Source organism: Psychrobacter sp. H8-1 (genome assembly GCF_904846575.1).
In the GTDB taxonomy this organism is placed as follows: Bacteria; Pseudomonadota; Gammaproteobacteria; order Pseudomonadales; family Moraxellaceae; genus Psychrobacter; species Psychrobacter fulvigenes.
Genome location: NZ_CAJHBG010000001.1, coordinates 2,774,039 through 2,791,506, shown reverse-complemented (window position 1 = coordinate 2,791,506; position 17,468 = coordinate 2,774,039). Strand labels below are relative to the sequence as shown.

15 protein-coding genes are annotated in these 17,468 nt (G+C 45.3%); 6 read left to right on the top strand and 9 right to left on the bottom strand.

The window, feature by feature from the left end:
• Positions 1-86: 86 nt before the first annotated feature.
• Genes potC through potA form a run of 3 tightly spaced genes read right to left on the bottom strand, consistent with a single transcriptional unit; the run spans position 87 to position 3,072 of the window.
• Positions 87-905 carry a spermidine/putrescine ABC transporter permease PotC gene (gene potC, locus JMY01_RS11505; RefSeq protein WP_201575911.1) on the bottom strand — a complete coding sequence of 273 codons (819 nt, stop codon included), beginning with the start codon at positions 903-905 and terminating at the stop codon, positions 87-89.
• Positions 905-1,792 (bottom strand): spermidine/putrescine ABC transporter permease PotB, encoded by an 888-nt coding sequence (potB, locus tag JMY01_RS11500; protein ID WP_201575909.1) that lies wholly within the window; start codon positions 1,790-1,792, stop codon positions 905-907. Before potB ends, potC begins: the two co-directional genes overlap by 1 nt.
• Positions 1,792-3,072 carry a spermidine/putrescine ABC transporter ATP-binding protein PotA gene (gene potA, locus JMY01_RS11495; protein ID WP_227677890.1) on the bottom strand — a complete coding sequence of 427 codons (1,281 nt, stop codon included), beginning with the start codon at positions 3,070-3,072 and terminating at the stop codon, positions 1,792-1,794. The genes potB and potA overlap by 1 nt, the downstream gene beginning before the upstream one ends.
• Positions 3,073-3,583: 511 nt before the next feature.
• Between potA and JMY01_RS11490 the strand changes: the two genes are divergently transcribed.
• The 3 genes from JMY01_RS11490 (at position 3,584) to JMY01_RS11480 (ending at position 6,014) form a co-directional block, all read left to right on the top strand.
• The gene (locus tag JMY01_RS11490) at positions 3,584-4,222 is read left to right on the top strand and encodes a carbonic anhydrase (RefSeq protein WP_201575908.1); all 639 of its coding nucleotides are present in this window, start codon (positions 3,584-3,586) and stop codon (positions 4,220-4,222) included.
• Positions 4,223-4,406: 184 nt separating this feature from the next.
• The gene (gene gloA, locus JMY01_RS11485; RefSeq protein WP_201575906.1) at positions 4,407-4,973 is read left to right on the top strand and encodes a lactoylglutathione lyase; all 567 of its coding nucleotides are present in this window, start codon (positions 4,407-4,409) and stop codon (positions 4,971-4,973) included.
• Positions 4,974-5,039: 66 nt separating this feature from the next.
• A complete protein-coding gene (locus JMY01_RS11480; RefSeq protein WP_201575904.1) occupies positions 5,040-6,014 on the top strand; it encodes a mechanosensitive ion channel family protein in 975 nt (324 codons plus the stop codon).
• Between the two features lie 203 nt (positions 6,015-6,217).
• Here the strand turns inward: JMY01_RS11480 and JMY01_RS11475 are convergent, their stop codons facing one another.
• The 3 genes from JMY01_RS11475 to ribA all read right to left on the bottom strand — a co-directional run bounded on the left by JMY01_RS11475 (position 6,218) and on the right by ribA (position 8,642).
• Complete coding sequence (locus tag JMY01_RS11475; protein WP_201575902.1) at positions 6,218-6,691, bottom strand: cytochrome c; 474 nt, start codon at positions 6,689-6,691, stop codon at positions 6,218-6,220.
• Between the two features lie 216 nt (positions 6,692-6,907).
• Positions 6,908-7,900: an oxygen-dependent coproporphyrinogen oxidase gene (gene hemF / locus JMY01_RS11470; protein WP_201575900.1), complete on the bottom strand. Its 993-nt coding sequence runs from the start codon at positions 7,898-7,900 to the stop codon at positions 6,908-6,910.
• A gap of 67 nt (positions 7,901-7,967) precedes the next feature.
• On the bottom strand, positions 7,968-8,642 hold the full coding sequence (gene ribA / locus JMY01_RS11465; RefSeq protein WP_201575899.1) for a GTP cyclohydrolase II: 675 nt from the start codon (positions 8,640-8,642) through the stop codon (positions 7,968-7,970).
• Between the two features lie 486 nt (positions 8,643-9,128).
• On the opposite strand from ribA, the gene dxs reads away from it, so the two are divergent.
• Positions 9,129-11,207: a 1-deoxy-D-xylulose-5-phosphate synthase gene (gene dxs / locus JMY01_RS11460; RefSeq protein WP_201575898.1), complete on the top strand. Its 2,079-nt coding sequence runs from the start codon at positions 9,129-9,131 to the stop codon at positions 11,205-11,207.
• A 369-nt stretch (positions 11,208-11,576) separates the two neighbouring features.
• Positions 11,577-12,404 (top strand): inositol monophosphatase family protein, encoded by an 828-nt coding sequence (locus JMY01_RS11455; RefSeq protein WP_201575897.1) that lies wholly within the window; start codon positions 11,577-11,579, stop codon positions 12,402-12,404.
• Between the two features lie 102 nt (positions 12,405-12,506).
• Here JMY01_RS11455 and JMY01_RS11450 read toward each other — a convergent pair whose 3' ends face one another.
• Together JMY01_RS11450 and JMY01_RS11445 are read right to left on the bottom strand one after the other, a co-directional pair.
• Positions 12,507-13,907, bottom strand: coding sequence for a wax ester/triacylglycerol synthase family O-acyltransferase (locus JMY01_RS11450; RefSeq protein ID WP_201575896.1), 1,401 nt, complete (start codon positions 13,905-13,907; stop codon positions 12,507-12,509).
• A 272-nt stretch (positions 13,908-14,179) separates the two neighbouring features.
• Positions 14,180-15,007 carry a thiazole synthase gene (locus JMY01_RS11445; protein ID WP_201575895.1) on the bottom strand — a complete coding sequence of 276 codons (828 nt, stop codon included), beginning with the start codon at positions 15,005-15,007 and terminating at the stop codon, positions 14,180-14,182.
• A 249-nt stretch (positions 15,008-15,256) separates the two neighbouring features.
• Here JMY01_RS11445 and gspE point away from each other — a divergent pair, with 249 nt between their 5' ends.
• Positions 15,257-16,798 carry a type II secretion system ATPase GspE gene (gene gspE, locus JMY01_RS11440; RefSeq protein WP_201575893.1) on the top strand — a complete coding sequence of 514 codons (1,542 nt, stop codon included), beginning with the start codon at positions 15,257-15,259 and terminating at the stop codon, positions 16,796-16,798.
• 111 nt (positions 16,799-16,909) lie between these two features.
• Here the strand turns inward: gspE and JMY01_RS11435 are convergent, their stop codons facing one another.
• Complete coding sequence (locus JMY01_RS11435; RefSeq protein WP_201575890.1) at positions 16,910-17,404, bottom strand: RidA family protein; 495 nt, start codon at positions 17,402-17,404, stop codon at positions 16,910-16,912.
• Positions 17,405-17,468 lie beyond the last annotated feature (64 nt).

Below are 17,468 nucleotides of genomic sequence, written 5' to 3'. Positions count from 1 at the left end.
AGGTGAGAAAATTTCATTATAATCGATATAGCGCTGATTTTCATTCAAAGCTTAAGATTGACAGGTTATTCATAACTCTTCAATTGCTAGCGCCGACGTAACAATAGCTGCGAGATAATGACTAAGATAAGCGAGGCGGCCAATAGCAATGTACCAATGGCGTTGACTTCCGGCTTGAGTCCTACGCGTACCATAGAATAAATTCTCAGCGGTAAAATCTCATAGCTAGGGCCAGTGACAAAGGTTGAAACCACCACATCATCTAATGATAAGGTAAAAGCGAGTAGCCAGCCTGCCATCACTGCGGGCAGAATCACGGGGATTAGAACGGTACGTACCATGGTCGATTCGTTAGCGCCCAAGTCGCGCGCGGCTTCCATCAAGCGTTCATCTAAGCTGCTTAAGCGTGCAAACACAGTGATGACCACAAATGGCAGACAAAAGGTAATGTGCGCCAGTAACAGCGATATAAAGCCTAATTGCAGACCAATTAATAAAAATAACGCGAGCAATGAGATAGCCAAGACAATCTCAGGTGACATCATCAGCACAAACAACAGCCCGTTTAACAGACCTTTGCCGCGAAAGTTGTAGCGGTGTAGGGCAAGCGCTGTCAGTGTACCTATCAAAGTTGAGACGGTCGCGGCGACCAAACCCAAAACGATAGAATGCCAAAAAGCATCGAGCATCGCTTGGTTATTGAATAGCGACTCATACCACTTTAAGCTAAAGCCGCCCCAAGTATAGCCAATCTTCGACTCATTGAATGACATCACTACCAAAACGATGATGGGCAGATATAGCATCGCATAAATCAGGCCAAGATAGCCTTTTGCCGCGATGCTGCCAACTTTAATAGGACGCTTATTGTTAATGGGTGAGTTGTTTAATGATCGATTAGACATTAGGCCACCTCATTAAAGTCGGTCTTGCCAATGCGGCGGCTACTGGCACGATAGGCGAGTAACAGTACTGCCATCGCAAGGGTCAATATCACGCTGGCTGCGGCACCAAATGGCCAATCGCGCGCATCCAAAAATTGGTTTTTGATGATATTACCGACCAATAAGTTGCGTGAACCACCCAAAATATCTGCCACATAGAACATACCCATCGCTGGCAATAGTACCAATAGCACCCCTGAAATAATCCCAGGCGTGGTCAAGGGTAGCACCACGTGCCAAAAGGTCTGCGTTTTTGAAGCGCCCAAATCCTGCGAGGCAAGCAGCATGTCATTACGCAAATCGGTAAATACTGCATAGAGCGGCAATACCATAAACGGGAATAGTAAATAAGTCAGTCCAGCTATTACCGCACCTTGGGTGTATAAAATATCGATAGGGGCATCGATGATACCTATTGCTAGTAGGGTTTTATTAATCAAACCGTTATTGGCAAATAGTAATTTCAGCGCATAAGTCCGTACTAGAGAGTTGGTCCAGAACGGCAGGATTAATAGCATCATTAGCAAGGGCTGCCAGCGCACTTTGGCTTTGGATATTAACCAGGCAAAAGGATAGCCTAGCAATAAGCAAATGATCGTGGTGATACCCGCCATCCATAATGAATGGACAAATACCTCAAAATACAGCGGGTCAACCATGCGTATATAGCTGTCGATACTGACAGGTAAGCTAATAAAGGCACTGCTATCACGGGTCAAAAAACTGACAGCGATGACCAATATATTTGGCAATAACGCAAATATCAGTAGCCAACCCCAGATTAGCCATAGCGTTGCGGTGCGAAAAGGGCTTTTGCTGCCCAAATTGAAACGGCTAGTACGCGCCATCAGCTGCCATCCTTTTGTGCAATTTTATTTTGCGCCAATACGTTTTGCCCAACTTCATTTTGCTCAGTTTTATTTTCGATAGGCACAGAGTCATCTGGCAATACCCACTCCCAGCCATCCACCCATGATACTCTGACCGCTTCATTTAATTTATAGTCAAAGCTTGGATCATCTTCATCAAAGAACTCAGAGGCCTTAATAATATGACCGTTTGCCAATTCGATAATAGAATCTAAGGTACTGCCTTTATAGTTACTTTCAATGACGCGGCCTAGTAGTCCCGTGTGACCATTATCTTTCGGGTCATAGATTCGCAAATCTTCAGGACGTAACAGTAAATTTACGATGTCGCCTACTTGCACATCATTAGCAAAGTCAGGACGACGCAAATTACGTAATGTCGTTGGACCGTCTTGTGCCTGCGCCTCACAGACCTCGACTTCGATACGCCCGTTGGTCACTTTTCCATCACGATCTGGCTGGTCGGGATAGACGCCTTTTACCTCGGCTTTAAATAGATTGGTCTCACCGATGAATTTGGCGGTAAATAAGTTGGCAGGGGTTTCATAAATCTCAATCGGCGTGCCAATTTGCTGAAACCTGCCGTCTTTCATGACCGCAATACGATCTGACATCGACAGCGCTTCTTCTTGGTCATGGGTGACGAAGACAAAGGTAATGCCAAGCTCACGCTGCAAACGCTTAAGCTCAGATTGCATTTGTAGGCGCAGTTTGTAATCAAGTGCGGATAACGGCTCATCGAGTAACAAGAGTTTAGGACGATTGATGACTGCACGTGCGATGGCAACGCGCTGCTGCTGACCACCAGATAAATCCTGCGGTTTACGGTTGGCAAGATGCTCAAGCTGTACCATTTCTAGCATTTCACGCACCCGCGTTTGGATCTCGTTTTTAGGAACCTTCTTTAGTTTTAGCCCATAAGCCACGTTTTGCGCAACGCTCATATGCGGGAACAGTGCATACTGCTGAAACACGGTGTTTACTGGGCGCTTATCAGCTGGCAAGCCTGCCATCTGCACACCATCTAAAAAAATCGCTCCTGCTGTTGGCTGCTCAAAACCTGCAATTAAGCGCAGCAGTGTGGTTTTGCCGCAGCCCGATGGACCAAGGAGGGTTAAAAACTCACCATGCTTGATATCTAGGCTAATATCAGTCAGTACTTCGGTATGGTCGTAGACTTTTTTTAGACCTGCCAGTTGCAGCAGTACAGTGTCAGGTGACGCCGAGGTTTTATGCATGTTTGAAGTCGATTCGGTCATAAGATGTGTTCCTAAGCGTCCAACGTGTCAGTACAGCTATTAATATAAGTCACTGTAAACAAGGTAGTTTGGCATGAGCGTAAGCGTGGTCGGCTGGTTGCTCAGTATTATAACAAACCCTTGATATAAGTCAGTGCAAGTTCGTTATAAGTTACCCGAGTCATACCGTCTTAATCATAAATATTCTTTAAAGTCCCTACGCCAATATATTTAGTGAGTTGAGAGAGGGGTAGCTTTACGTGGCTTTTTAATCATTTTTACGGCCATTCGATTGTAGGGAGTATTACGCTATTATTAAAACAACCTTAAGATAGCGACATTAAAACAAAATTTTTTATCATTTTTTAGTCGCTATTCCTATACAATTACTTTAAGGCTAACAAATATAATCAGTCTGATAGTTTAATCATTATCAGCAATCATTTTGCCAATACTTATTTAATTCAAGATCTACTTAATCCAAATTGCTACCATTCATTATTTTAATATTTTTGATACTCAAGGATCTCCCATGCCTACTGATACACGTCCACAAACAGGTCAAGAAGCGCTCGAGCTTTTGAAAGAAGGTAATGCCCGCTACGTCGATAGCCTAACCAACCCCGATCCCTGTATGCAAAGACGTCCAGAGCTGATTAGTAATCAAGATCCTTTGGCGATTATTTTGGGCTGTTCAGATGCCCGTGTACCGGTTGAGATCGTATTTGATCAAGGCTTGGGTGATTTGTTTGTCATTCGGGTGGCGGGTAACGTGGTTGCACCTTCGCAGATTGGCTCAGTCGAATTCGCCGCCGAAAAGTTCGGAACCAAGTTGGTTGTGGTACTCGGGCACTCACATTGCGGTGCAGTCACAGCCTGCGTAGAAGCGCTTATCAATCCTGAGCAGAATTATTCTCCAAACTTGCAGTCCATCGTCGACCGTATTCGTCCAAGCGTTTATAACTTGCATGAACTTGCAACTGCCAACGGTCAAGATGTCGATGCAGATGAGCTGCTCGATCGTTCTATTAGCGCCAATGTGCGCATGTCAGTCAGTCAACTTAAGCATGGTTCACGGGCGTTAGAGGACTTAACTAACAGTGGTCAGCTGCTCGTTGTGGGTGCAGAGTATGACTTAGAAACAGGTAAAGTGCTGTTCTTAGAAAGCTAGTTGCTGTTATAGAGTGGTGATAGGCTGAATATACTGATGAGTTAAGTCAGGTTATTACAAAACCCTATCACGCACCTCAGTATTATTTAGTATCATGAGAGGCTCAAGCGAATCGCTACAGTCTCTATAAAGGCGATTGGCTAATTTCTAAGTTTACTTTTTATGTATTAGGATAATTATAACTATGTCTACTTCAGCAACTGATAATAATGCATCAACCATCGCTCAGCCAGCTAGCAGTGTAAATACCGCTGGCATTCAGCCCATCTCTGCACAGACTTCAGGCTTTACCTTTAACCACACCATGCTACGGGTAAAAGACCCTGTTAAATCATTGGAGTTTTATACTGGCGTGCTCGGTATGACGCTACTGGCAGTAAAAAAGTTCCCTGAGATGGAATTTGATTTGTATTTCTTAGCCAAGCTGACTGACAGCGAGCGTGAGAATTTACCAGCTGGTGAAGAGTTGGAAATCTTTGCATTCCGTCAGCGCGGTATTTTGGAATTGACCCATAACTATGGCACTGAAACCAAGGCTGACTTTAGCTATCACGATGGTAATAGTGAGCCACAAGGTTTTGGTCATATCTGCTTTAGCGTCCCGAACCTAGATGAAGCGGTGGCTTGGTTTGACAAAAACAATGTCGAATTCAAAAAACGTCCAGAAGATGGCAGCATGAAAAACATCGCCTTTATCAAAGACGTTGACGGCTACTGGATTGAGATTGTACAAGCCGATTTGATGGGCTAGTTTTAAAAATCTGACAATAAAAATCTGACAATAAAAAACTGAACCAACCAAAGGAATGACCCCTGAATGCCTACCTCTGAGGCAGGAACCACCGTGAGTGCTGAGACAGCTGCTGGATCGACAACGACTGATGCCTTTACCTATCAAAGCATCATTGATTCAGCAAATGGAATATTGATTGGCTTTGTCGAGCGTATTCCATATTTTGTAGCATCAATCATTGTTATTCTGATTTTTTGGTTTTTATCGACTGTTTTCAAAAAGATCGTCTTCAAAATATTGGGAAGTCGCAGTCGCCATCAGAATTTGGTGAAAGTGTTTCAACGGGTAGGCGGGGCACTGATTATCTTTATTGGTTTTATGATCGCCATGGTCATTGCTGTTCCAGGATTTACGCCTGCCAAACTGATTGGGGCGCTCGGCATTGGCTCGGTCGCTATTGGTTTTGCTTTTAAGGATATTTTTCAAAACTTATTGTCAGGTATTTTACTGCTTATCTCGGAGCCATTTCGTATCGGTGATCAGATCGTTTCAGGTGATTATGAAGGCACTGTTGAGGATATCAAAATCCGTGCGACGACCATCAAGACTTATGATGGTCGGCAGGTGGTCATTCCGAACTCAGATCTCTATACCTCGGCGTTGACTGTCAATACCGCCTATAAGCAGCGCCGTTTGCAAGTCGCTGTCGGTATCGGTTATGAAGATGACATCGAAGCGGCTAAGGCTGAGATTTTGCAGGCATTAGATAAAGCAGACACGGTATCCACTAAAGCTACGCCAAGCGTGATAGCGACAGGATTTGGCGGTTCATCCATAGATTTGGTTGTGCGCTGGTTTATCGAAGACGGTACCCAAGCCAACAAGGTCGCTTCTATTCACCAAGTCATTGTAGAGATCAAAACGGCGCTTGATGCAGCAGGCGTGAATATTCCGTTCCCGATACGCACCATAGATTTGAGCGATCCTTCTGTGACGGCTATCGTCAATAAAATGCACGAGCAGCAGGCGATTGATGTTAGTAAGACAGCAACAGAGTAGTCCTACTCTCAACTATCTAAATATGTTGGCGTAAGCTGTGGCTTTAGCCCAGCATTTTGCTTTTGCAAAGATTTGAGCTGGGCTAAAGCCACAGCCTACGATAACTCACACTAAGCTGAGAGTCAGGTTTCTCATGAATTTGTATAAAAAAACCGCCATATCATTTGATGTGGCGGTTTTTTTGCTCTCAGTTTTGCTGACTATTAGCTATCGTCTTTTACTTTATAGTCGGTGTGGCACGATTTGCAGCTCTCGCCGACAGCGCCAAGGGCTGGCAAGACTTCTTCGATACTAGTTGCTGTTTTTGCAGCAGCATCCAACTCAGCAGTTACTTGCTGGAATTGTGCGGCTTTGGCGGTGAAGTCGTCATTGTTGCTCCATACTGCTGACGTTGCATTACCTAGCGCTTCTGAGTCTTCAAAATGCGTCCAAGGCGTCGCCGCATCACCCGCTAAGTATGATGCTTGCTCTTTGAATACTTCTGCATCAAAGGTGTCAGGTGCTTCAGCCATATCGCCCATGACGCCCATCGCATCACCCCAGCTTTTCATACTGTCTTGACGGGCTTTGATGTCAGGGCTAGCAGGACTGCTACATGCTGACAGACCAAGCGCTGCGGCTACTAGGGTAATGCCAAAGATGGACTTTAGTGAGGTGTTGGTTTGAACCTTTACCATAGGAATAACTCCTTTATGTGTTGCTATTGATTAATAAGCACTTAAATAATTGGCACGTAAGTAAATGCTGGCCTCCAAATTAAATGGCGATAACATGTTGTTTAACATTAACCATCTTTTAAAAGTGATTTTATAAAAATCGCTCTGTTTAAATGACTATTGTAGATAAATTATCTACTAATATGACCATAATTGGTATAAATGATGTAGTTTATGTTATCCATTCAACCAATCACGAGGCTTTAAGTAATAATCGGTCAGCTCAAACTCTGCGGTACCTGGTTCAGGCTCGAAGCGATAGTGCCAACTTACCAATGGCGGCATACTGACCAAGATGGACTCGATTCGTCCATTACTCTGTAGCCCAAAGAGCGTGCCACGATCATAGACTAGATTATATTCCACATAACGTCCACGGCGATATAGCTGAAATTCACGCTGCTCGTCGGTAAAAGGAGTATTTTTACGTTGTTCAAAGATGGGAAGAATGCCGTCCAGATAGCCATTACCTACTGCTTTCATAAAATCAAAGCAAGTCTCAAAGTCCCAGCCACGGCTGTCCGTATTGACATCATCATAAAACAAACCCCCTACGCCGCGCTGCTCATCACGATGACGCAGATAAAAGTATTCATCACACCATTGTTTGAAATCAGGATAAATAGTGTCACCAAAAGGTGCACATAAGTCATGACAGACCTGATGCCAATGTACACAATCGGCTAATACTGGATAGAAGGGTGTCAAATCAAAACCGCCACCAAACCACCAGATAGGATCCTCACCGTCTGCTTCGGCGACGAATAGACGCACGTTGGCATGACTGGTAGGGACGTTGGGGTTCCTTGGATGCACAACCAGTGATACGCCCATTGCTTGGGCCTTACGGCCAGCGATATTGGGATGGCGTGCGGTCGCTGAGGCAGGCAAGTTATGGACATGGATATGGCTAAACATGACGCCTGCTTTTTCGATGACCTCACCATCTGCCAAGATACAGGAACGACCACCGCCGCCTTCAGGGCGTTCCCAGTCATCAGGAACAAAGGTTGCATCGCCGCCGCCATCACGCTCTTGCGCCTCTAAGGCTTGGCAGATTTCTGCTTGCAGGTTGACTAAAAACTCACGTACCCGCGCAATATCGTTATTCGTAGGAACGACGTTAGTATCAGCAGCTGTTGTCGAACTTAGTATATTAGGAATAGTCATAAAAACATCTATAATAAAAGTAGGTGATGATAAATTGTAAGGCCAATGACGCCCTTTATTTTAACGTTCATTTATTGAGGTGAGCCTCGGTATAAAACTCTTTATCAAGTAAGTGCCCCATACGGTCACGCTTGGTCGCTAAATACTCAGCATTCATGTCATTGACTCCGACCACTGAAGGCACGCGCTCAGTGACATTGATCCCATGATCCGTTAAATAAGCGACTTTGTCAGGGTTGTTGGTGATGAGGCGTACCTCGTCGACACCGACATGTGCCAGCATCGGCCCGCACATATCATAAATACGCGCATCTGCAGGCAAGCCAAGCATCAGATTGGCATCAAGCGTATCATGACCTTGATCTTGCAAGGCATAAGCACGTATCTTATTGGTCAAGCCAATGCCGCGACCTTCTTGGCGCAAGTACAAGATAGCGCCGCAGCCAGAGGCCTGTATCGCTTGCATGGCAGTATTTAGCTGTGGCCCGCAGTCACACTTTAAGGAGCTAAAAGCATCCCCTGTCAAGCACTCAGAGTGAATGCGCACTAATGGGGCGAGACGCTGTGACAGCTCGTCGTCTTTTTTGTCCAAGGTAGCATCAAGCTCTATGTCTTGATCGACCACAGGCAGGCCGACAGTGAGCATGACATGCTCCTGACCGTCTTGATTCTCAAAGACATGAAGATCAAACTCGCCATGACGAGTGGGCAACTTAGCACTAGTAATAAATTGATATGACATTAATGTCCTGCGATAGACTGATCATCGTGATAGTAGATGGTGTAGTCATAGTCATGTCGTGATAACTATGGTGATATGGTTGTATAATGCTAGCAAAAATAGCATGTTAGTCGTATTTGCGAGAAAAACACACAAAGTTCACAGACTACGCACGATGATTAAAGCGACTGTTTAAAAAAAATGCTATTATGCCATACTATTTTAATGGATACAGTGACAAGTCTTTGTCCTTACATTACTGTATCGTCATTAGCGCATAGTGAGCTCACATTTTACTGAGAAAGAAAGATGTGGCTATACTTATGCAAAATCGAATAACACAATGACGATGCGTCAACCATGTCTTAACTTATCCTTGATAATCGTACATCGTTTGTGATTATTGAGAGTTGGATTATCCCATACTGCCTTATCAATACGGTAAGGCAGGGTGGTGGTATGTTAAGGTAGCATCTTGTCAGCAGATTGGTAGGTATCGTACGATTTATGCAGCAGACATCTTATTCCACACAGTCTTGGTCTTCACCTGCGTCGCTCTCTACGCCATCAGCTACCGACTCTGCTGCATACCTATCTGGCTTGCAACAGACCTTCGAGCAGATACCGCGTACGCGTCCTGACACGCCACTACTCGACGCTATTGATGCGCCGTTAGACCTAAAAGCACTCACTACAGATCAGCTGATTACTTTGGCTGATGAGCTGCGCTTGTTTTTATTATATTCAGCAGGCCAAAGTGGTGGGCATTTTGGTGCAAACTTAGGCGTGATCGAGCTGACCATTGCGCTACATTATTTATTAGATGCTCCTAACGACCAGATTATTTGGGATGTGGGTCATCAAGCTTATGCGCATAAAGTCTTGACCGGACGTCGTGACAAGCTTGGCAGTATCCGCTCAAAAGAAGGTCTGACTGCGTTTCCTGAGCGTGCTGAGTCTATTTATGACACTTTTGGTGTTGGTCATTCTTCAACCTCTATTTCAGCAGGTCTGGGAATGAGCTTGGCGCTGCGCTATCAAGGTCGTCCGCAGACCGTCGCTTGTGTGATAGGTGACGGTGCGATGACAGGTGGCATGGCCTTTGAAGCCATGAATGACGCTGTACAACAAGACGCTGATTTATTAGTCGTTCTAAATGACAATGATATGTCGATATCCTGCTCTATTGGCGGTTTTTCAAGACATTTAGCGATGCTTTGGGAGTCAGGTTATCAGGTCGATATCTCAGATGAAGGTGAGCCATTAATCCGCCGTCGCCCAGATATGCGGGCTTATGATAGACGCAAGCGTCATAGTGAGCAGCGCAATGTACCGCAATTAGAAGACAACTTATTCAAAGCCATAGGCTTTACTTATTTTGGCCCGTTTGATGGTCATGACATGCCTGAGCTGCTGCGAGTATTATCGCTAGCGAAGCAAGTGTCTGGACCTGTATTGGTACATATTTATACCACTAAAGGTAAAGGTTTTTCTCCTGCTGAGGCTGATCCAGTCGGTTATCATGCGATTAGCAAGTTACCTGTAGAAGAAGTAGCGAAGACTGACTCAAAGAAAGACAACGCTGCTGATACTATGGTGCCGGCACTGAAGTATTCGCAAGTGTTTGGTCAGTTCTTATGTGACAAAGCTGCTGAGGATGACAAGCTGCTCGCTATTACCCCTGCTATGGAAGAAGGCTCGGGTATGATTGACTTTGCGCGTCATTTCCCTGAGCGTTTCTTTGATGTGGCGATTGCTGAACAACATGCAGTGACACTCGCAGGTGGTATGGCTACTCAAGGCGTCAAGCCAGTTGTGGCTATTTACTCCACTTTTTTGCAGCGTGGTTACGATCAGCTTATTCATGATGTTGCCCTACAAGACCTTGATGTGACTTTTGCTATCGATCGAGCAGGCTTGGTCGGTGAAGATGGTGCTACTCATGCGGGCGTGTTTGACTTGGCTTTTTTGCGCTGTGTGCCCAACATGCTAATCGCCACACCAAAAGATGAAAATGAGTGCTATCACTTGTTGAATACTTGCTATGAGTACCAAGGTAGCACCGCAGTACGCTACCCACGTGGCACAGGTACTGGTGCGATGATCAGCCGCCCAGCGCAGAGCTATAAAGTAGGTCAAGCAGTCGTAGAGTCAGTCTTAGGGCAAGCAAACGCCCCTAAGAAGCTTGCGCTGCTCGCATTCGGTACAATGGTAGCCACTGCGGAGCAAGCGGCCCAAGCTTTGACATCTGACGATGTGAAATCCGATTGTCAGGTGCAGGTCGTTAATATGCGCTGGGTGAAGCCATTAGATACCAATTTGCTTGAGACTTTGCTTGAGCAAGGCGTCACCCATATAGCAACCCTAGAAGAGCATACGATCATGGGTGGGGCTGGTAGTGCTGTCAATGAGTACTTGCTTAATGCGTCTCCAGCCTTTGCCACTAGCCGTCCCGCTATTTGTAATATTGGTATTCCAGATCGTTTTATCGCCCATGGTTCACAGGCAGAGCAGTTAGCGGATTGTGGCCTTGACGTGAGCGGTGTGGTTATTCAGCTACAGCGTTTATTGTCTGAAAAAGCATAGATGTATTAAGTGGATAGAAAAGGTTAAGTAAACAGAGAAAGCTTTAAGATACCTCGAGAAAAATAAAACTCCGATTAATCGAAGTATGATTTGACCAAAAATATTTAAAATGTCGTAACGCCTGCTTGCCGCAGGTGCTCATTGTTTTACAGCTTACGTAGTTTGTGATGGCAACCATGAAAGATGGTAAGCTTGGTGTTTTTGATTTTTCTTATTTCGTGTTTTTAGTATGCTGTTAGCAGTGTTTTTAGGTTGTAGAGAAGTAAGGTAATACAGTGGACAATCGCTCTGCTGTTTACGAGTATATAGGCAATATTAGTAGTTCTCATTCTTTCGTTTTTATTCATTCATTAAGCAGATAGGTTATTTATGGAACCCATGGTCGTCATCGCAGCGCGTACTGCCGAAAAAGTTGGTGCAGAAATTTTATACGCGCATCAAAACCGCCACAAAGTCGAGTTTGAGACGGAGTCAAAAGGTCTCGATGGCTTGGTAACACGCATCGACCGCTATAGTGAAGAGCTGACCATAGCCACACTAAAAAACAGCTATCCGAATCACTCGTTTTTGGGTGAAGAGTTTGGTATGCAAGAAGGCCAAGGCGAAGATGCTGATTGGTGCTGGATTATTGATCCGCTAGATGGTACCAAAAACTTCGTTTATGGCGTACCGCATTTCTGTGTATCGATAGCCGTGCAGCATAAAGGCGTGACGCAACATGGTGTGGTCTACGATCCAATTCGTGATGAGATGTTCTCTGCCAGTCGCGGTAAAGGTGCTCGTTTGAATCAGCGCCGTATCAGCGTTGGTGAGCGTAAAACCATTGATGGTGGTTTATTTACGACTGGGCATCCTCTTGAGCGCAAGCGTGATGGTCAAGTCATCTCTTATGCCAAAGAGCATTTTGAGAGTTTACAAAAGGTCGCTGAGGCAGGTGGTCAAACTCGCCGTTTAGGGTCAGCAGCACTTGATTTGTGTTATGTGGCTGCAGGGCGTTTTGATGGTTACTTTGAGATGTCTATCAAGCCGTGGGACATCGCAGCGGGTGAGCTGATCGTATCAGAGGCACGCGGTGTGGTCGTTGATCATACAGGTGCACACAATTCTATGACCTCTGGCTCTATCTTTGCGTGTAATGTGAAGCTATTGAAGCCATTGATGCAAGTGGTCGTGCCAACATGGCGTGATGTAGTATAAGCCAATGACAAAGCTGTAAGTCTGTCAGACTCACAAATGTAAAAAAGCTGGTTCCGTTATGGAGCCAGCTTTTTTATTGTCTATGGTTTTTGTCTGGTTTGGCTAGTCACGAAGCCCCAACCCTGACGGTAACTCGTCGCTGGTGCGTTCTAGTAGTTGCAACTCTTCTTCTATCAACAAGAGCATGTCTTGCACATGAGGCAAGGTCTTGCTACAAGCAGTGATACCAAACTCAATCTTATCCAAATAACTGGCAAGCGTAATATTCATGGCTTGTCCGTTAAATACAACAGAAGCTGGATACAAGGCTTGCAGACGTGCACCGTTCCAATACAATGGCTTTTCAGAGCCAGGAACATTGGAGATGATCAGGTTAAAGGCTTGTTTTTTTGGAAAGAGACCAGTCGCCAGATTGATACCTTCCCACGCATAGGCGATGGCGCTGTAGTTGATGACTTGCGCTTGGGTCATACGTCTAAAGCGGCGTTTACCATTATTCATACTGCGATGAATCAGCTTCATTCGGCGCATTGGGTCGTCTAGATGTGTGCCCAAATTGGCCAACACAAATGAGAGCTGATTGCCTGCTGTGCTGTTATCACTGCGTAGTGACATCGGTACAAACGCAATCAATGGCTTGGTAGGCAAAGCCTTCATCGATATTAAGTAGCGACGGATGGCGCCAGCACAAACAGCAAGCACCACATCGTTTCTACTCACCTCTAACTTATCAGCAATATCATGAAAGCGCTTGATGTCATAAGACTGAGCCGCTATCCGCCGTGAAGCAGATATACGCTTGTTCAATATGCTCATGGGCGCGTCAAACGTACCGACATAGTCGTCATCACCATAGTTTTTTAGATTATCCAACAACTCTGTAAATACAGGCTTGATGGTGGATAGTTGCTCTTTTACAATTCCAAAGGCCGAGCGTTTGGCAGGTGATGCAGCGTTGATTTGGTTGCGATGGCGAGCGACTAACGACCAGACTGGCAGAGTGACTGTTTCGGTCGGTGATTGTGATAGCGTCTTTTGCAGTAGGCGCATGGCGGCGATACCATCAACTAGAGAGTGGTGAATCTTGAAATATAATGCGAAACGCTCAGGGCCATCTTCGGTATCTGGTTGCACGCCTTCAATCACATGGCATTCCCATAGTGGCATAGCACGGTCAAGCAGGCGTCCATGCTCTCTTGAAACATACATAAGCAGTTCGCGCACGCGGGCAGGCTTGGGTAGGGCGACATGGTGAAAGTGATGCTCAACATCAAAGTGTTTATCTTCTTTCCAAAAAATCAGATTCTCAAGCACTTGGTTAAATGGAAAGCTTGGTGGTACCTCAGAGTTTTGCATCTGCTTGACCAACTCGTAAACAAAATTATGCTCGGCACCCTGAGCGTCTTCGGGCAACTCAAACAAGAACAAACCGCCCACATGCATCGGCTGTTTACGCGATTCAAGAATTAAAAATAGCTGATCAACTGCTGTCAAAAGTCGCATAATAAGTCCTTTTATGGCGATAAATAATGGGTAATGAGCTATTCATATTCACCATATAAGCGCCTACTTAAATGATTACTACCTTATAGAATTGCTAATAGCTTAAATAATTACTGATACCTTAAATGATTACGACAACAAGGCGTCTATACAAATATAGACTGCTGTGTCCAAGCTTTATAATTGTGTTTTATAAATACTTTGTATATGGAGCATAAGTTAAGTACCAGTGCGTAAATACCAGTATGTAAATAACAGTACGCTTCCATAAGCTACTGAAAAAAGTAGCCAGTCTGCGGTGAGCTGGCAGCTGCCATCTTGCGCATCGGCATACGGCCTGCCAAAAACGCCTCACGACCTGCCCAAATGGCATGTTTCATTGCTTGTGCCATCAGCACTGGATTTTGTGCATTGGCAATGGCTGAGTTCATGAGTACGCCATCGCAGCCAAGCTCCATCGCGATCGCCGCATCGGATGCTGTGCCAACGCCTGCATCCACTAACACAGGTACTTTGGCGTTTTCGATGATGAGGCTTAAGGTATGACGATTGAGCAGCCCAAGACCAGAGCCGATAAGGCTGCCAAGTGGCATAATGGCGACACAGCCCATGCTCTCAAGCTCTTGTGCAACGATAGGGTCATCTGAAGTATATACCATCACCTCAAACCCATCATCAACCAATACTTGTGCTGCTTTTAATGTTTCCATTACATTAGGGTAGAGGGTTTTTTCATCCCCTAATACCTCAAGCTTGACTAGATTATGCCCGCCTAATAGCTCGCGAGCAAGCTTACAAGTACGAACCGCTGTTTCGGCATCAAAACAACCCGCAGTATTGGGTAAAATGGTATATTTATCCGGTGAGATTACATCCAGTAAATTTGGCTCATTACTGTTTTGACCAATATTAGTACGACGAATGGCAACCGTCACAATCTCTGCCTCTGAAGTGGCAATGGCAGCACCCGTCTCATTCATGTCTTTATACTTGCCAGTACCTACCAGTAAACGTGACGAAAATGTACGACTACCCACCGTAAAGGTATCTTGAGGAAGTGCTAGGCTTTCAGTAGTAGTTTGGGATAGAGCTTGTGACATATCTGGCATCCTGATAATAGACGGACTATAAAAGATAAAAGCGTCATTCAATAAATAAACAACAAATATAGAGTAAAGCGCTAAAGGTCATTCAAATGGCCAACGCCTGCTCATCTCATCATAAAATGGCGCAAAAGCCTTGCGAATCACGCAAAGCAAAATGTTATTATAACAAACTCATCAGCGCTTACTGACAAACTTTAACCAGTTTAACGCATTCATGTATTTTATTTTGATCAGGTCGTCTTTATGATGCAACTGCCGTACAGTTTTGCCAAGCGCCATCAGCTTTTGCTTGTTTTGGCCATGGACCCTGAGCTGCCGCCGACGTTGGTTTTAACCAAAGCGACGCCGCTATCAGCTATCAATGAAGCGGTGCGGTTTTTGCAGCAGCAAGGCGTTCGTGGCGTACCGACGTACGAAAGTGTCAGCCCAGATGAGTTTGAAAAACGTATGAATGCCGCTTATGCAGGCAATACAGGCGAATCACAGCATATTGCCGCTGGACTAGAAGATCATCCTGATTTGGACAGCTTAGCAGACAGCGTGCCTGAGACCGAAGATTTGATGGATCAGCAAGATGATGCGCCCATTATTCGTCTGATTAATGCGCTGTTGTCCGAAGCCATTCGTCTCAATGCCTCAGACATTCATATCGAAACTTTTGAGAAGCGGCTAGTGGTACGCTTTCGTGTCGATGGTGAGCTCAAAGAAATCATCACGCCAAAACGCCAACTGGCACCGCTCTTGGTATCACGTATTAAAGTGATGGCCAAACTCGATATCGCCGAAAAGCGCGTACCGCAAGATGGGCGTATCAGTTTACGACTGGCAGGGCGTGAGGTCGATGTGCGTGTCTCTACGCTACCTTCAAGCTTTGGTGAACGCGTGGTGATGCGGCTGTTGGATAAACAAGCAGGACGCTTAAATATGACGTACCTTGGGCTCTCGGATAATGATTATACTGAGCTCAAACGCTTGATCCACCGTCCACACGGCATTATTTTGGTGACTGGTCCGACCGGTTCAGGTAAGACCACCACCCTGTATGCGGCACTGACCGACCTCAATGATCAAACGCGTAATATCTTGACCGCTGAAGATCCTATTGAGTTTCAGCTGGATGGTATCGGGCAGACGCAGGTGAATAATAAAGTCGATATGACTTTTGCCAAAAGCCTACGAGCGATGCTACGTCAAGATCCAGACGTGGTAATGGTTGGTGAAATTCGAGATATTGAAACCGCTGAAATCGCGGTACAAGCGTCATTGACGGGGCATTTGGTATTATCAACCTTGCATACCAATACGGCTATTGGTGCGGTGACGCGTTTGCAAGACATGGGTGTGGAACCATTTTTATTGTCATCGTCATTGATCGGGGTGGTTGCGCAGCGCTTGGTGCGGACACTGTGCTCACATTGCCATACATGGCAAGCAGCTGATACTGAGCAAGCCAAACTGTTTAGCGAGATTGGTATAGAGGTAGGTGCGGAGGGTTTGACAGATAAGTCGATCAACTTACCCAAGCCAGTCGGCTGTGATAAATGCAATCAGTCTGGCTTTAAAGGCCGTACAGCGATATATGAGGTCGTGCCTGTTGACGACACGTTACGGCGTATGATTCATAGCAATACCGCAGAGTACGAGCTAGAAGCCTATGCCAGACAAAAGACCCCGTCCATTCGTGCTGATGGATTGCATAAAGTGATCGTAGGACGGACAACTTTGGAGGAGGTGCTGCGAGTGACCAAAGAGAGCGCTGTCATCGATGACACGATACTTGGGTAAAATGCTTAGATAAGAGATGGGTATAGCATCTAAAAAAATAACTGACTATAAAAGCCAGTTATTTGATCTTAATACGATTTAGTTTTAATGCTATAAAGCTGCACGTCGCTATTATTTTGCCGCGATACATTCAACTTCAACATTGGCACCGACGGCCAAGTCTTTTACCGCAAACGCTGAGCGTACTGGATAAGGTTTGGCAAGTTCCGCTTTATAGACTTCATTAAACGCGTTAAAGTCGTTTATATCGGTCAGCATGACCATACACTTAACAAGGTCTGACTTTTTATAGCCATACTGTAGCAATACCCCATTGATATTATCTAATACTTGCTTGGTCTCTGCTTCAATACCACCTTCAACCAGTTTGCCGTCTTTAAAGCCAAGTTGCCCTGACATATATAAAGTATCTCCCACACGCACCGCGCTAGAGAATGGATACTCGCCACCACCACCCAGAAAAACAGGAGTGGATTTGGTCATGGTTACATTAGCAGCCGCTTTCTCTGGAGCAGCATGAGCGCTGATAGCCAGCCCTAATGAGCAGGCGCCTACTAGTAACGCCTTAGATAAGTTTGCACTAACTTTCTTGGTAAACTTGGACATCAATGTCTCCTTATTACTTAGGTTCACCCCAGTATCGCATGATTGTGTAACTATTTTCCGTTAG